Origin of the sequence: Gemmata palustris (assembly GCF_017939745.1) — a bacterium.
GTDB lineage: Bacteria > Planctomycetota > Planctomycetia > Gemmatales > Gemmataceae > Gemmata > Gemmata palustris.
In genome coordinates, this window is sequence record NZ_JAGKQQ010000001.1 from 8,035,771 (window position 1) to 8,056,251 (window position 20,481).

14 protein-coding genes are annotated in these 20,481 nt (G+C 66.3%); 9 read left to right on the top strand and 5 right to left on the bottom strand.

Annotation, left to right across the window (positions count from 1 at the left end; all coding sequences use genetic code 11):
* Positions 1–14: 14 nt before the first annotated feature.
* Entirely contained in the window at positions 15–509 is a 495-nt protein-coding gene (locus J8F10_RS33345; RefSeq protein ID WP_210661210.1) for a sigma-70 family RNA polymerase sigma factor, read from the top strand.
* A 73-nt stretch (positions 510–582) separates the two neighbouring features.
* Here the strand turns inward: J8F10_RS33345 and hemB are convergent, their stop codons facing one another.
* The gene (hemB, locus tag J8F10_RS33350) at positions 583–1,605 is read right to left on the bottom strand and encodes a porphobilinogen synthase (RefSeq protein ID WP_210661212.1); all 1,023 of its coding nucleotides are present in this window, start codon (positions 1,603–1,605) and stop codon (positions 583–585) included.
* A 130-nt stretch (positions 1,606–1,735) separates the two neighbouring features.
* Here hemB and J8F10_RS33355 point away from each other — a divergent pair, with 130 nt between their 5' ends.
* Positions 1,736–3,136, top strand: a complete 1,401-nt coding sequence (locus tag J8F10_RS33355) for a BBP7 family outer membrane beta-barrel protein (protein ID WP_210661214.1) — start codon at positions 1,736–1,738, stop codon at positions 3,134–3,136.
* Positions 3,137–3,209: 73 nt separating this feature from the next.
* On the opposite strand, the gene J8F10_RS33360 is transcribed toward J8F10_RS33355, so the two are convergent.
* The 4 genes from J8F10_RS33360 to J8F10_RS33375 all read right to left on the bottom strand — a co-directional run bounded on the left by J8F10_RS33360 (position 3,210) and on the right by J8F10_RS33375 (position 7,000).
* Positions 3,210–4,925 (bottom strand): hypothetical protein, encoded by a 1,716-nt coding sequence (locus J8F10_RS33360; RefSeq protein ID WP_210661216.1) that lies wholly within the window; start codon positions 4,923–4,925, stop codon positions 3,210–3,212.
* Positions 4,926–5,020: 95 nt separating this feature from the next.
* A complete protein-coding gene (locus tag J8F10_RS33365) occupies positions 5,021–5,791 on the bottom strand; it encodes a hypothetical protein (RefSeq protein ID WP_210661218.1) in 771 nt (256 codons plus the stop codon).
* A gap of 7 nt (positions 5,792–5,798) precedes the next feature.
* On the bottom strand, positions 5,799–6,365 hold the full coding sequence (locus tag J8F10_RS33370; RefSeq protein ID WP_210661220.1) for an RNA polymerase sigma factor: 567 nt from the start codon (positions 6,363–6,365) through the stop codon (positions 5,799–5,801).
* A gap of 362 nt (positions 6,366–6,727) precedes the next feature.
* Entirely contained in the window at positions 6,728–7,000 is a 273-nt protein-coding gene (locus J8F10_RS33375; RefSeq protein WP_210661223.1) for a hypothetical protein, read from the bottom strand.
* 193 nt (positions 7,001–7,193) lie between these two features.
* On the opposite strand from J8F10_RS33375, the gene J8F10_RS33380 reads away from it, so the two are divergent.
* From J8F10_RS33380 to J8F10_RS33410, 7 genes are all read left to right on the top strand, one after another.
* The gene (locus J8F10_RS33380; protein WP_210661225.1) at positions 7,194–8,957 is read left to right on the top strand and encodes a SpoIIE family protein phosphatase; all 1,764 of its coding nucleotides are present in this window, start codon (positions 7,194–7,196) and stop codon (positions 8,955–8,957) included.
* Positions 8,958–9,192: 235 nt separating this feature from the next.
* On the top strand, positions 9,193–9,519 hold the full coding sequence (locus J8F10_RS33385; RefSeq protein WP_210661227.1) for an ATP-dependent Clp protease adaptor ClpS: 327 nt from the start codon (positions 9,193–9,195) through the stop codon (positions 9,517–9,519).
* Positions 9,520–9,991: 472 nt separating this feature from the next.
* Positions 9,992–11,383: a sensor histidine kinase gene (locus tag J8F10_RS40470; RefSeq protein ID WP_210661229.1), complete on the top strand. Its 1,392-nt coding sequence runs from the start codon at positions 9,992–9,994 to the stop codon at positions 11,381–11,383.
* A 24-nt stretch (positions 11,384–11,407) separates the two neighbouring features.
* A complete protein-coding gene (locus J8F10_RS33395) occupies positions 11,408–12,895 on the top strand; it encodes a sigma-54-dependent transcriptional regulator (protein ID WP_210661231.1) in 1,488 nt (495 codons plus the stop codon).
* A gap of 202 nt (positions 12,896–13,097) precedes the next feature.
* On the top strand, positions 13,098–14,477 hold the full coding sequence (locus J8F10_RS33400; protein ID WP_210661233.1) for an efflux RND transporter periplasmic adaptor subunit: 1,380 nt from the start codon (positions 13,098–13,100) through the stop codon (positions 14,475–14,477).
* A 26-nt stretch (positions 14,478–14,503) separates the two neighbouring features.
* The gene (locus J8F10_RS33405) at positions 14,504–18,547 is read left to right on the top strand and encodes an efflux RND transporter permease subunit (RefSeq protein ID WP_246523731.1); all 4,044 of its coding nucleotides are present in this window, start codon (positions 14,504–14,506) and stop codon (positions 18,545–18,547) included.
* Positions 18,548–18,734: 187 nt separating this feature from the next.
* Entirely contained in the window at positions 18,735–20,132 is a 1,398-nt protein-coding gene (locus tag J8F10_RS33410; protein ID WP_210661235.1) for an RNA polymerase sigma factor, read from the top strand.
* The last annotated feature ends 349 nt before the right edge of the window (positions 20,133–20,481 follow it).

Genomic DNA, 20,481 nt, shown 5'->3' on the forward strand with positions numbered 1-20,481 from the left:
GTGGAGCGTGGACCATGAACCGTCGCAATCGCTGGGCCGCTCCGCTTCCGGGAGCCAAACCGCCGACTGAATCGGCTGAGATCATCGAACTCGTCAGTGACGGCGATAAGGCCGGACTTCCGCTTCCGCTTCCTGTTGAAATGCGGGCGGGCGGCCCACCACTGGAGATCGTAGAGCTTTATCCCAACACGTTTCTGCCAGAACAACCTCCGTTTGATCGCACCGCGGCGCTCGCGGAACTGCAGACCGCGTTCGCGCAACTCACGGACGACGAGATACAGGTTGCGCGCATGCGGATACTCGGCGCTCCTTATACGGGTATCTCGGAAGAACTTGGAATGCCGGACGAGGAAGTCGAGAAGCAGTGGAAACGGGCGCGGCGAAAGCTCGGCGCGGCGCTGTTCGGGGGAGGGGTCAGTACGACTCCTGACACCACGCCGCCCACTAGTCCCGGTCCTGAAGCGTGTAAGGAAACGCCCCAAGAAACCGGAGGTACTTCCCCCGCGTGACGGCCAGGAACGCATCGGGATCGAAGTCAGTTCCGTCAACACGGAGAACGCACCCTGGCATAATGCCTCTCGGTTACTTCAGCCACTTCGCGACATCGCGCGCGTGGTAGGTGAGGATCATGTCGGACCCGGCCCTGCGAATGCTCGTGAGGATCTCCAGCGTCACCCGGCGCTCGTCGATCCAGCCCTTGGCGGCGGCCGCCTTCACCATCGCGAACTCGCCGCTCACGTTGTACGCCGCCACCGGCACGCGGAACTTCTCCTTCACGCGCCGGATGATGTCCAGGTACGACAGCGCCGGCTTCACCATAATCATGTCCGCGCCTTCGGCCAGGTCGATCGCGACCTCCTTCATCGCTTCGTCCGCGTTGCCCGGGTCCATCTGATAGGTGTTGCGATCGCCGAACGACGGCGGGCTTTCGGCCGCTTCGCGGAACGGGCCGTAGAACCCGCTCGCGTACTTCGCCGCGTAGCTCAGAATCGGGATGTCTTTGTACCCCGCATCGTCCAGTCCCGTGCGGATCGCGCGCACCATGCCGTCCATCATGCCGCTGGGCGCGATCACGTCCGCGCCCGCCCTCGCGTGACTCACGCACTGCTCCGCCAGGATGGGGAGCGTCGCGTCGTTGTCCACGTCGAGGATGCCGCCGCGGTCGCACAGGATGCCGCAGTGCCCGTGGTCGGTGTACTCGCAGAAGCACTCGTCCGTCATGAGGAGCACGTCCGAGCCGTGTGCCTTGCGGAGCGCACGCAGGGCTTGCTGCACGATCCCTTCGTCCTTGAGCGCGCTGGACCCGGTCGCGTCCTTGTATTCGGGGATGCCGAACAGGATGAACCCCTTGATGCCCAGATCGCGGGCCGCGCCGACCTCGTCCACGAGCGTGTCGGTGCTCAACTGGAAGTTGCCCGGCATCGAGCTGATTTCCTGGCGCACGCCTTTGCCGGGGCGCACGAAGAGTGGAAGGATCAGGTCGCGCGGGGAGAGTTCCGTTTCGCGCACCAGTTCGCGCACGAGCGGGTTGTAGCGCAACCGCCGCGGGCGCGCAACGGGAAAAGTGGGGGCCGGAGACGCGTCGCCACAAATTGGGTGGTTCATCGGTGCCGTGAGCGTGGAGGGAAGCGGGGGTGCGTCTCGCCCATCTTACCGCCCGGTGGGTTCATCTGGACACGTTCTTCGCCTTTCGGCATACCCCGCGGAGACGAGATTCCTTGCAGGGAGTTCGCGCATGCGCACGGTGCTCGCCGTGATCGCCTTCGCATTTCTACCGGTCGCGGTCCTCGCGCAACCGGTGCCGGCCTCTCCACCGCCGCCCGCGCCGCTGCCCCCGGGGCAGGTGATACCGGCCGGGGTCGAACCGCCGTTCTTGCAACCCGGTCAAGAAGTGTCGCAGCCGCTCACACCGGTCGGCCCCATGCCCGGCGACCGGGAGCCGCCCGCCGCCAAGTCCGAACCCAAACTGGAACCCCCGCCGCCCCCGGATGCGAAGCCGAAGCCGGTGCCGGAGGTGAAGCCCGGTGTGGAAGTGAAAATCGGCACGCCGAACGGCTCGCGCGGGCCGCTCGGCCCGAACTGGAGCAGCGCCGAACTGCTGTACTGGTGGCCGTCGCGCCAGCCGGTTCCGCCGCTCGTGTCCGGCGCGCGGACCGGGCTCCCGCCCGTATTCGGTGATCCCGGCACCTCGTTACTGGTTGGAGGTCGGGCGATCGACTCGGACCCGAGCGCCGGCGGGCGCTTCACGATGGGCTCGACGCTGAACAGTTCCGAGACGGTTGGTTACGAGATCACGTACATGTTCCTCGGTACGCGCACGTTCCGCGAGCGCGTCACCGATCTGAACGGCGCCGTGCGCAGCTTCGGGCTGCCCTACACGAACGCCACCACCGGCGCGAACGAGTACCTGACACTCGCGCAACCGGGGGTGAACAGTTCGCTGTTTACTGTGTCCACTTCGACCCGGGTGCAGGGGTGGGAAATAAACACGGTCGCGAACCTGGTCGACGACAAGTCCCTGAAAATCAACGCGCTCGCGGGCTGGCGCTACTTCCAGGTTCACGAGGGCTTGCGCATGGAGCAAACGCAGCTCCGGTTCGCGGACATGCCCGGAATCGCCCGGACCGCGGACCAGTTCGACGCACACAACCGGTTCCACGGCGGGCAACTCGGGCTGCACGCGGACGCACGCAGCGGGAGCGTGTTCTGCGAAATGACCGCGAAGGTCGCGTTCGGCCAGAACTACGAGGTGGTGAAGAACGAGGGGATGACGGTCCTGCAAACGCCGGTTCTCGGCGGACTGGCGACGCGCGGGTTCGGTGGGAGCGGCATTTACGTGCAGCCATCGAGTGCGGGCCGCACGGCCAACGGTGTGTTCGCGGTAGTGCCTGAGGGGACGATCAAATTCGGCTTCCGGCTCGGTGACGCGGGCCGCGTGTACCTCGGCTACACGTTCGTCTACTTGAGTGACGCGGTCCGGCCCGGCGACCAGATCGACCGCACGCTGAACCCGGGGCAAATCCCGATCGTGAACGGCGCCGGACCCGGGTTCGCGTCCGACCGCCCCGCACGAATCGTGAACCGCTCCGACTTCTGGGCACAGGGGCTGATTATTGGCTTGGAAACGCGGTACTGAGTTGGTTTGATACCACACCCCAAGTGCGCGAAACGCGGCACGTGCACCTGGGAATGAGCGAACGAGCCGCGACCTACTTCTTCAGCGGCTTCGCGGTCTTCACCCGGAGCATGACCTTCAGCCCGTTCGCGTCGCCGCGGGTGAGCAGTTCCACTTTGTCGATCGGCTCCAGAACCGCGGCTAGCACCCCGAGTTGCGCTGTCAGTGCCATTTCGTCGCCCGCGCCGGCTTCGGCCAGGAGCTTCGCGAGTTGCGGAGCGTGTGCGGTCAGGTAGTCGCGTGCCGAGACCGCGTTGAATCGCGCGAGAGGGACATCGCCCCCGGATTTGGCGTCGTTCGCGGGCGCGCGGAACGACTTGATTGCGTCTGGTGACGAGGAAACGAGCAGATACCCACTTTTCAGCGCGAAGCACGGGCGCACCCCCGCGGGGAACCCGTCGCTGGCGAGCGACTTGATGACCGCGTCGCCGTCCTTCTCTTCTTTCAGCTCGATCTGGTCTTTGTGGCTCGCGTTGTACGCGATGCGAACCACCTGGAAGCCGTACTCCAGCGCCTGCACCAGCGCCTTCGACGCCTCCGCCCCCTTTGGCCCATCGGTTTGCACTTTCAATGCAGCGACCACTACGGGCACGGTCGCGCCCTTCGCGGGCGGAGCGGCCCACACCACCGCGTCGGGGCCGAGCGCCTCCAAGACCAGAGAGAGTTTGTCCTTCCCGACGACGGGGCCGAGCGTTTGCTCCAGTGTCTCGCGAACGCCGGGCTTGCCGTTCATGGGTGCGAGCGCCGCCAGCACGTCGATGATGTCGTTCACCTTCGCGCGGCCCGCGAGCGCGAGTAGGGCGTTATCGGGAACGCTGCTCCACAGGGCGGACGGCGTGCGCTCGCCCACGATCCACGGTTTCAGACCGACGGGGAGCTTCTCGGGGGTGAAATGCAGTGACACTCCGAGTTCGACGTCTTTCTCAACGGACAGGTACAGCGCAGCGGCATCAGTCGCGGTCCACACCTCGGCGAACTTCGTGAGGAACCCTTTTTCGTCGGGGTTTGCGTTCTTGATCTTGGCCGTGAGTTCCAGGTCTAAAGCACGTGGATTCACGAGCACGACGGCCGCGGCATCGGCCACACCGAGCTTCGTCAGGCGCTCGACGAGTACCGGCGGCTTGTCTTTTGCGCCCCTGTCGCGTTCGATGACCGCCTTGATGTCGGGTTCCGATTGCGAGAACGCGAACACGCCGTCGCGGAAGCAGTAGAAGTCCGACGGGCCGTCGGGTTTCTGACGCTCGAAGTACACTTCGCCAGAGGATTTGCGCTCGATCAGCGACTTCAGCTCTTTCGACTTCATCTGGATGTCGTTGAGCGCATCGAGCACTTTTGCGAGCGCATCGGGCTTTCGCGGGCGGATAAGAATCACCGACCGCTCGCCCTTCGGGTTGCCGGCCGGCGCGGGCGCGTATGCGAACACCACCGCGTCGCCGATGATGTCGTGAAACAGGTCCGTGGGGGTGAGCCCGAGCGCGCCGAGAACGGGCGTCGCGCCGTCGGTGAACTTCTTGAAGTCGTCCGAGTTCAGGAGGTGCTTGCCGTGTGCGGACGTGGGGAACCACGCGGCGAACGGCGACTCGCTGAGGGCCGTCATGTGGTCGCGGAGGTTCTGCACCACGAGCACGATCGCGCAGTCGGTGGGCGCGAGCCGCAGGGCCTCGTCGCGCGCGGTCGGAACGGGAGCCGCGAGAACCGGAACGCTGAGACCGAGGAGGAGCGTGAGAACGAGAGCGGCGCGGACGAGCATGGGAAGGCGCTCGGTTTGAAAGTAGTGGGCACCCGAAGCGTGCCCGTCACTCGGAGACGATTAAGACGAGCCGGCACGCAGAACGCACCAAGCACTCAAGAGTTCGGTTTGGGGTTCACGGAAGCCACGTCGCGCAGCAAACGGCTGAACGCCTTCTGTGCGGTCCCGGTGACCGGTTCGAGAACGAGGCGGGCGGCCTCGGGCAGTTCCGAGATCGACTTGCGGGCCGGCTGCAGCACCTCTTCCATTCCCATCGGCGCGCCCGGGCCGGCCGGCATCGTGAACGGGTTGGCCAGTACATCGATCAGCTTCGGCGCGAGCGCGACGGAATCCGTGATCGGCTTCGGGGCGTCGCGGAACACCTGACCGGCTTTCGCGACCTCATCGCCGATGTGGATCGGGTCCGGGGTCGGGCGCGTGCCCTTCACACGCGGTTCCGGGGCGACCTCCGTTTGTTTTGCCGTTTCTTTCGGGAGCCACATATCCGGGTCCTGTTCGGGCTTTTGGGCCGGATTCGTAATGGCGAACACCGCCAAGAGAACCGCCGCGGTGAGCACGGCCCACGTTGCGGCCTTGTAGACACTTCGGCGCGTCTGCGTGTGCCGATCTGCGTGTACCGCGTGGAGCACGCGATCCGTGAAGTCTACGGGCGCTGGGGCCGGTTCGCTCGGTGTCGCGAGAACGGAGAGGAGCACCCGCGCGGCACGCAGGCGCTCGCGGCAGGTCGCGCACGCGCCGAAGTGCGGATCCGCGTCGAGCGCTTCGGGCGGAACGTCGCCGTCGAGCACGCGCTGGATGCCGTCAACGGTCGCACGGCACGCCGGCGGAGTGGGTTCGGTGTCGAAGAGATCGTAAGGCTCTCGCATGGCTCGCTCACCCCGGGCTAGGGGCTTTGGGTACTTCTTCTTCGGGTACGAGTCCGCGACTCCGCAGGCGATCCAGAATTTCGAGCCGCGCGCGGTGCAGCCACGTTTTCACCGTCCCAACCGGGCGCCCCACCGCTTCCGCGATCTCCTCATACGGCTGGCCGTGCTCGTGGAACAGCACGAACACTTCGCGGTACTCGTGTCGCAGCCCGTCCACCGCGGCGCGGAGTTCGCCGGCCAGCTCCACCGAGTCGTCCGCGGGCTTGCGGTCGGGGGTGTCGTCGAGGTAGTCCGCCAGGCTCGGCGCACGGGCACGTTTGCCGATCCAGGTGCGGCACCGGTTCACCGCGATGCCCAGAACCCACGGGCGCAGCGGGCGCTCGGTGTCCCACCGGTTCATGCTCCGGAACACGCGGATAAACACTTCCTGTGCAACGTCTTCGGCGTCGTGCTCGCTCGCGAGTAGGCGCCGACAAACGGCGAGAACGTCGGACTGGAACCGCTCGACCAGTTCGCGCGCCGATGCCGGGCAACCGGTCAGGCACCGTTTCACGAGCGCGGCGTCGGCGGACACGACCTACCCTCTGACTCTGATGTACCCGCGAACGCAAGGAGGGGTTTCAGAAATGGTGTTCGCGGCTCACAGAGCGGAATTTGGACCGAAAGCACGAAGAGAAAGATGAGCCGCAGATGAAAGGCACGATTAAAGCAAAAGACAGATTGGCCACAAAAAAGCACAAAGGGCACAAAAGGGAACCAAGAGAACAGAAATCAGAGGTCAGAAGACAGAACCTCAAAAGTCGCTCTGTTCCGTTACTACTTTCTCGACTTGGTTTTCGGTCTTCTTTTGTGCCCTTTGTGCTTTTTTGTGGCCAATCTGCCTTGTTCTGAATCCGCGTCTATCTGCGTTCATCGGCGGCCACTCTTCCTCATTGGTCAGCCCGTTTTTTCGATCGCGGCGCGGAGCAGGTCGATGACCTCGTGGACGGACGCTTCCTGAAGCGTTTTGCCCCGCTTTTCGAGGTTCTCGCCGAACCGGATCGCCGTTTCCTGCATCCGCTCGTGGGTGCCCGCGGAGCCGCCGACCACGACCATCTCCTCGGTGCGGGTCACGCGGGTGTGCCCGTCCTCACCGTCCAGTCCCACGCCGACCACTCCGGTGACCTTGGGTGCGGTTTTCTTCCGCCGCTGAGGTTTCTTCCCGGACATGACTATTCCCCTGATAATTACGTCTGTGTTGTCCGACACGGACCCCGTTAAGCGTATTCTATCTTGAACTGAAACTGCGCGCGTGCGCCTGGTTTGGTTGCTTGCGGAAATTGGGCCGGAGCGGTACCATTCGAGGTGATTTGTCCGCGTTGTTCCGATCGTCGTTCCGTTTTCTACATTGCGGGCGCTGTCCATGCCGTCACTCATTCTGTTGAAGTCACCCGAAGGGTCCGCGCCGAACAAGAACATTCCCCTGAACGGGGAGACCCTCGTGATCGGGCGCGACGAGAAGGAGTGCCAGATCGTCATCCCGCACCACGCGGTGAGCCGCAGGCACGCGCAGGTGCTGCGGGTCGGGGGGCAGTTCTTCATTGAGGATCTCAAGAGCCGCAACCGCACATACGTGAACAGCAAAGAGGTCACGGGCCGGCTGGCGCTCAAGCCGGACGACCGGATCAAGATCTGCGACTTCCTGTTCCGGTTCCACGACGAGCGCGCGGTCCGCCCGCAGCCGCTCCCGGACTGGCTGTCCAAGGGCCGCACCGCCGACGACGAGGAAGAGAACGGGCAGACCACGATCGAGGGCTCGGCCACGAAGGGGGCCGCCCAGAGCTTCCTGGAAGTGGCCCCGTCGGACCGGCTCCGCGCGCTCCTGGAAATCAGCACGAACCTGTCCCGCACGCACGAATTCGACCCGCTGCTCGCGCAGATCGCCGACACGCTGTTCGGGGTCTTCAAGCAGGCCGACCGGTGCTTCGTTCTGATGCTCGAGGAGAACGGCCGCGCCCTGCCCAAAGTGGTCAAGAGCCGCCGGGCCGGGATGGAGGACACGCGGTTCAGCAAGACCATCGTGAAGAAGACCCTCGACTCGATGCAGTCGTACCTGAGTGAGGACGCGGGCAACGACGCCTCGCTCGGCCCGGCCGCGAGCATCGCCGAGTTCAAGATCCGCTCGGTGATGTGCGTGCCGCTCGCGACCGCCGACGGGCGCCCCATCGGGGCGCTCCAACTGGACACCCAGGACCGCACCAAGAAGTTCAGCCTCGACGACCTGAACCTGCTCACGATCGTCGCCAATCTCGCGAGCATCTCGATCGAGAAGGCCCGGATGCTCGCCCAGATGCTCGAGCGCGAGAAGGAGGCGAAGGAGATCGAGTTGGCCCGCAAGGTGCAGCTCGGGTTCCTGCCCCAAACGCTGCCCGACGTGCTGGGGTACGAGTTCTACTCGCACTACTCGCCGGCCCAGACGGTCGGCGGCGACTACTACGACTTCGTGCCGCTCCGCGACGGGCGCATGGCCATCGTGCTCGGCGACGTGGCCGGGAAGGGCGTCTCGGCGGCGCTGCTCGTCGCCAAACTCAGTTCCGAAGTACGGTTCTGCCTGCTCACCGTGCCCGACCTCGCGCAAGCCGTGGCCCTGCTCAACGACCAGATGAGCAACTCGATGGGCGACCGGTTCGTGACCCTCGCGGTCCTGGTCCTCGACCCGATCGACCACGCGCTCACCATCGTGAACGCCGGGCACATGAGCCCCAAGCTGTACCGCGCGGCCACCGACCAACTGATCGACGCGATCTCCCTCGACGACACCGGCACGCCCATCGGCGCCCAGCCCGGGTACCCGTTCGTGCAGGTCACGGTCCGGCTGGACGTGGGCGACTCGCTGGCCATGTTCACCGACGGCGTGACGGACGCGATGAACCCGGCCGGCGCGATGTTCGGCCCCGAGGCCGTGGACCGGTGCCTCGTCCCCGACGACTCGGCCCTGAACGCCGACGCCCAGCGCCCCAAGCACCTGGGCGAGCGCCTCGTTAACGCGGTGCGCAAGCACGCCAACGGCCGCGCGCAGAACGACGACATCGCCGTGGTCACCTTCGGGCGCCTCGAGCCCGGCGCCGGGCCGACCACCAACACGAGCCGCATCGCCGCCGCCGGCATTCAGAAGATGCGGGTGTGATCCGTCGGGAGTGCCCGAGACCCACGTCCCACGTTCCAACAGTCGCGGAGCTCCGGCGGCTCCGCGCCCCAAGTCGAAATGCGTTCGCTTTTCATCTCCACTTGGAACTGTGAAACGTGGAACTGTTGGAACGTGTAACCGCTGGAACTCTGGAACTTAGAACCCCTGACGGGTTGACCCCGCGCCGGGATCGGTGACAATAAGAGGGGACTCACTGGGCTACGGAGAACGCGACATGCCCGGACCGGCCACTCTCCCCGACACTGAAGTCGAGACGGACCAGCGCACGAAGCGGCAGCCCCCCTATCACGTCGTGCTGCTCAACGACGACGACCACAGCTACGAGTACGTGATCGAGATGCTGAAGGCCCTGTTCGGCCACCCGATCGAGAAGGGGTACCAGCTCGCGAAGATCGTGGACACGAAGGGCCGCGCCATCGTCTGCACCACCAGCCTGGAGCGCGCCGAACTGAAGCGCGACCAGATCCACTCTTACGGCGCCGACCCCCGCATCCCGCGCTGCAAAGGGGCCATGACCGCGGAACTGGAAGCCGCCGAATGACAAGGCAAAAGGTGTACGAGTTACGTAGTAGCGGGGTTGGGAAGTCGATGGAGGGGCTTGGCCAAGCGGCCCCGCGGACGATCCTCACTTGGGCGCGAACCAACTGGCGCCGGTGGTGAGCCGACGGTACTCCAGCCGCACGAGCGCCCGCGCTGCGCAACCACATCGGGTTGGCCCGGCGCGTTCGTACCGTTCGAGGCCCCCGGCTTTGCGGCGGACATCAGTTGGGTCGAAGCCGAGACCGCGATCCGTTCGCGCCGTCCCGTTCACTGGGAAGCTCTTCTAATCTCCGCGCTTCGTCTGAATCGGACTCGGGCCGAGCGGAGGATCGCGAGTGCTCCGCTGTTAAGGCGATGTTCGCCGTGCGGCCCGAGCCGCTAAGAGAACTTCGCGCCGGTACGACACTTGGTCCGCTGGGCGCGGGGGCGGAGAGTATATTGCCGGTGATGCCCGACACCGACACGGGTGCGATGTGCCGTTACACAATTACCCCGGGCGCCTGTTACTCGCTACCAGCGTGTCCAGCGCGCTCCTGCTGGCCACGTCCGTCGCGGTGGCGGTATACCTGAACGCGCAACAGCTCCGAACGGCCGAAGTTCTGAACGAGAACATCGGGAGCCGGCGCGCGGCCGCCAACCTGCACGAGACGCTCGTTGATCTCGCCGCGCTCCACCAGCGCGGGGTAACCAACCTGGAGCCGCTCCACGAGCGGGTCAAGTCGCACCTCGCGGAGATCGTGCGCCTGGCCGACAAGGGGGCGGAGAAGGACCTCGCGGAGCGGGTGGCCGAGAGTTTCACCAAATACCTGTATCTGTGTTCGCTGACCTTCGGTGAGATGGCGGCCGAGTACCTGACTTCGCACACCATTCCCGAGTGCGACCGGTTGCGCGACTTCAACGCCCTGGAGATCGAGAAATCGGAACTCGACCACCGGACGACCCTGCGCCGACTGACGTGGGGGTTCGTCGCGGTCGGGGTGCTCGGGTCGGCCGCCGGTCTGTTACTCGGGTACGGGTTGGCACGCGGGCTCCGCCGGGCGGTGGATTCGCTGCTGATTCGGCTCCAGGATGCGTCCGGGATGCAGGACCTCGCCACCGTCGAATGGCAACGGGACGGGCACGCCGGCCCCGACGGGTCGGACGAACTCGCGAACCGGGTCGAACAGGTGGTGCGTCAATTACAGCAGCGGGAACAGGACGTGCGCCGGGCGGAGCGACTGGCGGCCGTGGGGCAACTCGCCGCCGGGGTCGCGCACGAGATCCGCAACCCGCTCACCTCGGTGCTACTGCTCGTTCAGATGGCCCGACTGGACCCCAAGGCCGGGGCGCTCACGGACGACGATCTGACCCTCATTGACAACGAACTGGGCCGGATCGAGCAGTCCCTGCGCACGTTGCTCGACTACGCACGCCCGCCGAAACTGGAGCGCGTGGCGTGCGACCTGACCGCGGTCGCGGACAGCGCCGTACAACTGGTTCGCGGGCGCGCGGCGCAGCAGGGGGTCACGGTCCGGTTCGCCCCACCGGGGCCGACGGCTCTCAACGCGGACCCGGGCCAGCTCCGCCAAGTGGTCGTCAACTTGATGCTCAACGCGCTGGACGCGATGCCGACGGGCGGTGCCCTCGAATTGACCGTCGGGCGCGACGGTACCGACGCCACCCTCACTGTGAGTGACACCGGGGCGGGGATCGCGCCGGACATGCTCCCGCGCCTGTTCGAGCCGTTCGCGACGGGCAAGGAGACCGGGGTCGGCCTTGGGCTGGTGGTGTCCCGGCGAATCGTGGAAGATCACGGCGGGGGACTGCACGGGTTCAATCGGCCGGCCGGCGGGGCCACGTTTTTGGTTCGCCTCCCCACCCGATAATGCGCCCCGGGCGCGAGACACGCGATGCCGCTGTTACTGCTGATCGACGACGAGCCGGCGATCCAGCACGCCTTCCGCAAGGCGTTCTACCCGCCCACTTACGAAACGCTCACGGTCCGAACCGCGGACGAGGGACTGGCCCTGTTCGCGGAGCGGAAGCCGGACGTCGTGGTTCTCGACGTGAACCTCCCCGATTCGACCGGGTTGCAGACGTTCGACCGCATCAAGCTGATCGACGCCCGCACGCCGGTCATTCTGATTACCGGGCACGGGACGACCGAGCTCGCGATCCAGGCGATGAAGCGCGGGGCGTTCGACTACCTGCCCAAGCCGCTCCCGTTCGAGCAGTTGCGGGATCTGATCGGCCGCGCGGCCGAGGTGAGCCGGCTCATGAGCGTGCCGGCGGTGGTGGCCGAGACCGCGCCGGCTCCCGCCGATGCCGACGCGCTCGTCGGCCGGTGCCCGGCGATGCACGAGGTGTACAAGGCCATCGGGCGCGTCGCCGGGACCGATGCCACGGTGCTCATTCTGGGCGACACCGGCACCGGCAAGGAACTCGTGGCCCGGGCCATCTACCAGCACGGGAACCGAGCCGACAAGCCGTTCCTGGCCGTGAACTGCGGGGCCATCCCCGAGCCGCTCTTGGAGAGCGAGTTGTTCGGGCACGAGAAGGGCGCGTTTACGGGCGCGGATCGCAAGCGCATCGGCAAGTTCGAGCAGTGTACGGGCGGAACGCTCTTCCTCGACGAACTGGGCGAGCTCCCGCTCTTGTCCCAGGTCAAACTGCTCCGCGCTATTCAGGAGCAGCGGTTCGAGCGCGTGGGGGGGACCGAGACCCTCCAGACCGACGTGCGCGTGATCGCCGCGACCAATGCCGATCTGGAGAAACAGGTGGCCCAGGGGCGCTTCCGCTCCGACCTGTACTTCCGGCTCAACGTGTTCACTATCGCCCTCCCGTCGCTACGACAACGGGGCGATGACATCGACCTGCTCACCGATTATTACCTGAACCGGTTCGCGTCGGAATTCGGCCGACCGGTGCCGGTCGTGGCCCCGGAATTTCGCGACGCGCTGCGGCGGTACCGGTGGCCGGGCAACATCCGGGAGCTCCAGAGCGTCCTGAAACAGGGCATGCTCAAAATGAGCGGGGGCATTCTCCTGCCCGACGTTCTCACGGCGCTGCAGAAAGACGTTACGGCTCCGCCCGCCGAGACCAGCAACGGCAATGGTGGCGCCCCGCCGCCCGCGCCCGCGGCTCCCAACCGCCCCGCACTCGACTGGGACCAGTTCATTGCCGAACGCCTGGAAGCCGGCTCGCGCGAGTTGTACGCCGAGAGCCTCACGTTGCTCGAACGGCAACTCCTCACGCGGGTTCTGGAGCGCACGGGCGGGAACCAACTCCGGGCCGCGGAGCTACTCGGCATCACGCGCGGGAGCCTGCGTCACAAGCTCCGGGCTCTCGGCTTGACAATCGAGCGGAGCCTGAGCGCGGAGGACGACCACGCCGACTAGCCGACGCGCTTTTTGCGGGTCGGCCGACGACCACCTGTACCACTTTGTCACTTCTCAGATCGAAAACGTATCGGGGCCTTATCTCTCTATTTCGCAAACATTTCTGTCGATTTTTTGCTGCCGGTTTTGTTCGGCACGAAAATTGATAATGGCTCTTCTACACAACCGTGCGCGACACCGTGGCGGCTCACCAGGGGACATCATGCTCACACTGTCCGCCCTTACCGAACGGCTCGGTCCCGTCGGTCGTGCGCTGGCGGTCGGGGGCGTTGTTCTCATCGCCGGTGGCACGGCCACCTGGCTGGCCGCGGGCACCGTGCGCTCGGCGAGCAGTGGGGGCGGGGAGGCCGTTGAGAGAAAAGATTCGGGTGCCCCGCCCAAGATCCATCGCTGTGGGGTCAACGAGATCGTCGTCCCCTCGGACGTGCGAGCTTCGCTCGGGCTGAAGACCGCGCCCGCGGCGCAGGCGCCCTCCACGCGCAACCTCCCGTCGTTCCAGGGAATCCTCAACTTCGATAACGGCCGATTGGTCCGCGTGCAGTCGCCGTTTGCCGGCCAGGTCACGGAGGCCGATGGCGCGCGCGCGTCGGGGGCTGTCCCGAGCGCGTCCGCTTCGCTTTCGACCGCTGCGCCCGCTCTGCGCGTTGGTGACAGGGTCAATCGAGGGGACGTGTTGGCGGTGGTGTGGAGCGCGGACCTCGGCGCCAAGAAGAGCGAGTTCGTGGACGCGGTTTCCAAACTGAAAACGGACGAGAAGACCTATTACCGGTTGGAAGAACTCTACCAGATCAACGGGACCGCGGAGCGGTCGGTGCGCGAAGCGGAGCGGACAGTTCAGTCCGATCGTGTGGCCGTTGAGCGCGCCGAAGCGACGCTCCGCGCCTGGCGCGTGCCGGCGGACGAGATTGCCGCGCTGCGGGAGAGTGCCGACCAGTTGTCCGCGCCGGACGCGAAGCGGACCGACCCGGCGAAGTGGGCACGGGTCGAGGTGAAGGCCCCGATCAGCGGCGTCGTTCTCGAAAAGAACGTCGCCGCGGGTCAAGTGGTCGACACGACGACCGACTTGTTCCGCATCGGAGACGTTTCGACCCTGGCTGTGTGGGTTCACGTTTACGAGGAAGACCTTCCCTTATTGTCCAAGCTCGTGCTCCCGCGCGAGTGGAGCATCAGTGCGACCGCTTCACCGGGCGTCGCACACGCCGGGCGCCTCGAACGGATCGGGATGGCGATCGATCCCGCGCAACACACCGCACTCGTGACGGGCACCGTCGAGAACGAGAAGGGCGAGCTGCGCGCGGGCATGGCCGTGACCGTGACCGTGAAGATCCCGACCGCGAGTGACGAGATCGAAGTCCCCGCCGAGGCCGTGGTCGAAGACGGCCGCGAGAGCGCCGTTTTCGTCCGCGCCGACACGTCCGGGGACCGGTACGTTCGGTGCCCGGTGACGGTCGTGCGCCGGTCCCGGGACGCGATCGCCCTCGCCGCGCTGCCCGGCGCCCCGAAGGTCGGTGACGCGGTCGTCACCGCCGGCTCGCTCCTGCTCGGGAGCGCGTTCGCCGACCTCCCCCAACCGAAGCCGTAACCGCGCCCGGAAACAGGGTTCGCCCGATGATCCAGAAGTTAATCGGTTGGGCGGTCGCGAATCCGCTCGTCGTCATGATTCTCGTGACCGCCCTCGCCGTGACCGGGGGCTACGCTTTCGCTCACGTCAACATCGAAGCGTACCCCGACCCGGCACCGGCAATCATCGAGGTCGTTGCCCTGTACCCCGGCGCCAGCGCCGAAGAGGTCGAGCGCCAGGTCACGGTCCCTCTCGAAGTGGCTCTCGCGGGTATGCCGGGACTCGAAACGACCCGGAGCAAATCGCTGTTCGGGTTGGCCCACGTCCGCAACCAGTTCGATTACTCGCGCGACTACGATCAGGCCAAACAAGACGTGCTCAATCGGCTCGCGTCGGTGAACTTGCCGCCCGGTGTCACGCCCCAAATTTCCCCCGCCTCCCCGGTCGGCGAGATCCTCCGGTTCACCATTTACAACCCGAAGGACGCGGCCGGGCGCCCGCTCTACGCCCTGAGTGACCTGAAAGCCATTGAGGATTACGTCGTCCAGCGCGAGCTGCTGCGCGTCCCTCGGATCGCCGGGGTGACCGGGATCGGTGGGACCGTGAAGCGGTACGAGGTCCAACCCGACCCGGACCGGCTCCGGCAGTACGGCGTGACTCTCGCTCAACTGCAAGCGGCTCTCGGTGCGGCGAACGCGAACGGGAGCGGCGACAACCTCACGCAAGGGAACCAGCGCACCGTCGTGGTCCGGTCGCTGGGGCTGATCGGACAGGGGCAAGACCCCTACCTCCCGACGCTGGCGGCGCGCGACCCCGCACGGGCCGCGGCCCACCTCCGGGTCGAAGAAGCCCGCCGGTGCCGCGAGATCCGGCAAGTCGCGGTCGCGGCAGTGAACACCGTTCCGGTTCGCGTGGACAATCTCGTTGACGGCGGACCGGTTCTCAACGCGGACGGCTCGGTGAACCCGGCCAAGCTGTTCCAGAAGCCGGACGGCACCGGCGAATGGGACCCCGCGGCGCGGTGGGACGATGGCCCGGTGCTGAACACGGACGGCACCCCGCGCGATGACGACGCGACGACCGCGATGAAACTCGCGTGGAGCAAGGCACTGACCGGGCGCGGAGTGGTCGTGGGGAACCAGACGCGGCAGGGGCGCGTGGGGATCAGCCGCCCGCTGCGTGCCCGCGAGTGGGCGGCTCTATCCGATCGCGAACAGCGGCACGTCCGCCAGCAGCGCAACTGGCCCGAACCCACGTCCCCGAGTTTCGGCGAGGAGTTGCGGAGCCTGTTCGTCGGTCCCGCACCGGAACCGGGCGACCCGGCGCAATCGGTGTGGTGGCGGGACGAACACATGCGCTGGCAGGAGCGCCCGGCCGGTGCGCGATCGTGGGCGGCGCTGTCGGACGCGGAGCGCGCTGCGGTGCGCGCCGAATTGGGCGACCGGCTGCCCCCCAGCGAACCGACCGGCTGGCGCTTCTACGCGACCGCCGGGCGGTGGGACGGGTGGGACGATGGCCGGTGGAGCGACGAGGACGATGTCGTTCAGGGGATCGTGCTGCTCCGCAAGGGGCAGGAGTCGCTCCCCGCGCTGACGGACGTGCTCGCCCGGATCGACGAACTGAACCAGCCCGGCAAGCTCCCCGCGGGGATGCGGATTTCCCCGTTTTACAACCGCACCGAACTCATCAACCGCACCACCGAAACGGTCAACGAGAACCTGTTGATCGGCATGGCACTGGTGACGGCGATCCTGCTCATGTTCCTCGGGAACGTCCGCGCCTCGGTGATCGTTGCGATCAACATTCCGCTGGCGCTGCTCTTCGCATTCGGGGTGCTCTACGCGCGGGGGAAGTCGGCCAACCTGCTGTCCATCGGCGCCGTGGACTTCGGCATCATCGTGGACTCATCCGTTATCATCGTGGAGAGCATTTACCGCCACCTGAACTCGGACGAACACGCGGACGTGCCGTTGGCCGAGCGCATCTCGGCGGCTTGCGGCGCGGTCACGAAGAGCTTGTTCTTCGCGACCGTGGTCATGGTATGCGCGCTGCTCCCGCTGTTCACCATGAAGGGGCCGGAGGGCCAGATTTTCGGGCCGATGGCCGACACGTATGCGTTCGCGCTGGCCGGCGCGCTAGTGCTCGCTCTCACCGTGTCGCCGGTGTTGTGCCTGCTGCTCTTGGGGAACCTAGACAAACCGCCCGGCACCGGTTTTTGGGCGCGCGCCACGCGGACTCTATCATGGGCGCTTCTGCTCCCGGTGATTCTCGCACCGCTCAAGTTCGCCTTCGTTCCGCGCCACGGTGACCCCGAGAACCGCCTCGTTCGTGCCCTGAACTGGGTGTTCCTCACGCAACTTAGGGTTATTCTCCGGCTGCGCTGGTTCGCGCTCGCGGTGTTCGCCGGGGGACTGTGTTACACCGGGGTCGTCTCGGCCAACATGGGGCGCGAGTTCATGCCGGAACTGGAAGAGGGGAACCTGATGGTTCGGGGCACGTTTCCTGTAAACGTGTCGCTCGAAGAATCCGGGGCGCGGGCGCGGCAATTGCGCGAACTGCTGCACGAGTTCCCCGAGTTCGCTGTGGTCGTCCCGGCGATCGGTCGACCGGACGACGGGACCGACCCTACGGGCTACTACAACGTCGAGACGTTTTGCCCGCTCCGCCCGGAACCGCAGTGGCCGGCGCACCCGAAATACGGCCGCCCGCGGAAGAAAGCGGAACTGGTAGGCGACCTGAACGCGGCCCTCGCTCAGCGGTTCCCCGGTGTGGACTGGGACATTTCGCAAATCATCCGCGACAACGTGATGGAAGCGCTGTCGGGCGTGAAGGGGGAGAACTCGATCAAGGTGATCGGGCCGGAACTCGACGCCCTGGAGCGGATCGCCGGGCAGATCAAGGACCGGTTGGATTCCGTTCCGGGCGTCGAGAACCCGGGCGTGTTCCGCATTCAGGGGCAAACGAGCCTGGAGTTCCCGATCGACCGGAGCAAGTGCGCGTCCTGGAACGTGTCGGCCGCGGACGTGCAGGCCGTGATCGGGTCGGCCGTTGGCGGCAGGGCCGCGACGCAAATCCAGGAGGGGGAGAAACAGGCCGACCTCACGGTCCGGTGGCCGCTGCGGTTGCGGGCGGACGAAACCGCCATTCGCTCGATCCCCGTGCCGGTCGGCAACACGGTCACCGCGGGGGGAGCGCCCGGGGCACCGAGTTCGCCGTTCAGCGGCGCGGCCACCGGCACGTCCCCCACGGGTTCGGCCGTCGCGCCCCCCGTATCGACCGGCAACCCGTACAACGCGGCCCCCGTGTGGACAACGACCCCGACCCGGCGCCTCGACGACCTCGTAACGCCGATCAACGCCAACGGCCAGCCCGACCCGGGCGGGTCGTTCCTGCGCCCCGGTGCGTCCACGATCTACCGCGAACAGGGCCAGCGCCTCATCGCGATCAAGTTCGAGGTCCGCGGGCGCGACTTGGCGAGTACGGTCAGCGAGGCGCGGGCCGCGGTGGAGCCGCTCCTGAAAGCGCCGTACCGGGCCGAGTGGAGCGGCGAGTTCAAGCAGATGGAGGCGGCCGAGAAGCGGATGGCGCGGATGTTCGCGTTGTCCCTGGCGCTCATTGCGCTCCTGTTGTACCTCGCGTTCCGGTCCTTCCTCGACGCGGCCGTGGTATTTGCCAATGTGTTGGCGATGGGCGTGGGCGGGGTATGGGCGCTCAAACTCGCGGGGCTGAATTTCAACATCTCCGCGGCGGTCGGGTTCATCTCAATCCTCGGCGTCGCGGTGATGAACGGGCTGCTGTTCGTCTCCGCCTTCAATGGGTTGCGCGCCCGCGGGGTCGATCTGAACGAGGCCCTCGCCCGCGGTACGCGGCAACTCGTTCGGCCCGTGGTGATGACCGCACTGGCCGCCATCCTCGGGCTGTTGCCCGCCGCGTTCTCGACCAAGATGGGGTCCGAGTCGCAGCGCCCGCTCGCGGTCGTGGTGGTGGGCGGGATGCTCTTCACCATCCTCACTCTCGTGCTGGTCCCGATGCTCTACAGCTTCTACGGCGACCGTACCCCGCCCAAAGGTGCGGGCGACTTCTCCCACTAATCTTCCGCGCCAGATTCTGGGTGTCGTATTTGTTTATAATTGCAACAAAGCGACAGTTGTCAATTTGAGCGCTGCTCGCGCACCGACCGCGTTTTTTGCGCGCCCGAATTAATTCCGAAAAGTAGGGACGCGCAGGGCTTCTCACGGCAATACCTCTCCGAACGGACCCGTCGCACGGAGGCGCACGATGCCGACCAGTCTCCTTCACGCCGTATCCCGGTTAACCGCCGGAGCCGACGACCCGCGCACCGACGCCCACCTCATCGCGGCGTTCCTCAAAAGTACCGACCAAGATGCGTTCGCCGAACTGGTCCGGCGCCACGGACCTGCGGTCCTGGGCGTGTGCCGCCGGTTCCTGGGTGCCACCCCGGACGCCGAGGATGCGTTCCAGGCCACGTTCCTCGTACTCGTGGCCCGGGCGCGCGGCACCGACTGGCGCGACGCCCTCGGCCCCTGGCTCTACGGCGTCGCAATCCGGGTCGCGCGCCGGGCGCGAGCGACCCGCGCCAAACGTCTGGCGAACGAAAGGCAGGTACCCGCGATGAGCGACCCACCGATTCCGGCGAGCGAACCGGACGACGCCAGCGCGGTCCTCGACGAAGAACTCGCCGCCCTGCCCGCGATCTACCGCCTGCCGCTCATCCTGTGCGAGATCCAGGGAACGGGCCGGCGCGTCGCGGCCCGCGAACTGGGGCTGACCGAGGGCACGCTGTCTAGCCGACTCGCACGCGGGCGCAAAATGCTCCGCAACCGACTCGCCCAGCGCGGCCTCGCCTCGGTCACCACGGGGCTGACACTCACCGTACCCGCGCCACTCGCGAACGCGACCGTGCGCAACGCGGTCCACGTACTCACGCGAACGGCCGGTGCGGTCCCGGCCGGGGTTTTGTTCCTCACGCAAGGGACTGTGAAATCCATGCTCGTGAAATGGAAACTCGCCGGCGCCATGATCGCCGCGTGCCTCGGGCTCACCGGACTCGGCGCGTGGCACACCTCCGCGCAGCCGCCCACACCGGCCGCTCTGAATCAACCCGCGCACGCGCTCATGGCCCCACAGGAAAAGGCGCCGGTGCCGCGCGTCAAAATCGTTGCCATTGTTGGCGCGAATAACGTCATCACCGACCAAGAGGTGATCGAGGCCGTGTACCAGATGTCCCAAGAGAAGAAACCGTCCGCGGAGTTGGTCGCGCTCGGCTGGGTCGCCCGAGTTGCGATGAAAAAAGAAATATACAAGCAGGTGCTGCGGAAAACGATCGAGCGCGAGCTCATCATCGATGAGATGTGCGCGAAGCTGAAGAAAGTCAACAAGACGAACGTCATCGACGAGGTCCAGGAATTCGCGGCGCAATCGGCCGCGCGCCAAATGCGCGCGTTCCGCACGGGCTCCGGGGCGCAGTCGGACGAGGCGTTCGCCGCGGCGCTACGGGCACAGGGGAGGAGCGTTCCGGTGATCCGCCGCCAGATGGAGCGCCAGGTGATGGCCGAGCAATACGTGAGCAGCGCCCTGAAGGAATCGGGCACCGAGTATAAGAAACTGGTCGAGGATCTGTGGCGGAAGGGTGTGGTTCGCGTGTTCGAGGAGTGAGGCCCCATGACGAAACGCGGTCACTCGAAATCCCATCTCAATCCCCGATCCGGTGGTTCTCCCGATCCCGTTCCCGCACCCAAGACGTGAACCGACTACGAGCGGGGCTTCCTTTCCAGGTCGTGGTAGCGAGTCGAACGAGCCGCGACCGCCAGGGAGCGGGAGGCGCCTCCCGGTGTGTTTAACGACAACCACCAAGAGCGGCTGTGCCTCCCGCTCCCTGGCGGTCGCGGCTCGTTATGCGAGAGTGTTGAACGACGCCACCGGGAACCGCGGCCCGCTCCCTGGCGGTCGCGGCTCGTTATCGCGTGGATGTGCGGCCTGCCCCCTGGCGGTCGCGGCTCGCTAC

Excerpts from the sequence above, each read along its gene's own strand:
- J8F10_RS33410 (WP_210661235.1), top strand. The coding sequence starts at position 18,735 with ATGCCGACCAGTCTCCTTCACGCCGTATCCCGGTTAACCGCCGGAGCC.
- J8F10_RS33365 (WP_210661218.1), bottom strand. The coding sequence starts at position 5,791 with ATGCGAGAGCCTTACGATCTCTTCGACACCGAACCCACTCCGCCGGCG.
- J8F10_RS33345 (WP_210661210.1), top strand. The coding sequence starts at position 15 with ATGAACCGTCGCAATCGCTGGGCCGCTCCGCTTCCGGGAGCCAAACCG.
- J8F10_RS33380 (WP_210661225.1), top strand. The coding sequence starts at position 7,194 with ATGCCGTCACTCATTCTGTTGAAGTCACCCGAAGGGTCCGCGCCGAAC.
- J8F10_RS33385 (WP_210661227.1), top strand. The coding sequence starts at position 9,193 with ATGCCCGGACCGGCCACTCTCCCCGACACTGAAGTCGAGACGGACCAG.
- J8F10_RS33395 (WP_210661231.1), top strand. The coding sequence starts at position 11,408 with ATGCCGCTGTTACTGCTGATCGACGACGAGCCGGCGATCCAGCACGCC.
- J8F10_RS33375 (WP_210661223.1), bottom strand. The coding sequence starts at position 7,000 with ATGTCCGGGAAGAAACCTCAGCGGCGGAAGAAAACCGCACCCAAGGTC.
- J8F10_RS33355 (WP_210661214.1), top strand. The coding sequence starts at position 1,736 with ATGCGCACGGTGCTCGCCGTGATCGCCTTCGCATTTCTACCGGTCGCG.
- J8F10_RS33360 (WP_210661216.1), bottom strand. The coding sequence starts at position 4,925 with ATGCTCGTCCGCGCCGCTCTCGTTCTCACGCTCCTCCTCGGTCTCAGC.
- J8F10_RS33405 (WP_246523731.1), top strand. The coding sequence starts at position 14,504 with ATGATCCAGAAGTTAATCGGTTGGGCGGTCGCGAATCCGCTCGTCGTC.
- hemB (WP_210661212.1), bottom strand. The coding sequence starts at position 1,605 with ATGAACCACCCAATTTGTGGCGACGCGTCTCCGGCCCCCACTTTTCCC.
- J8F10_RS33400 (WP_210661233.1), top strand. The coding sequence starts at position 13,098 with ATGCTCACACTGTCCGCCCTTACCGAACGGCTCGGTCCCGTCGGTCGT.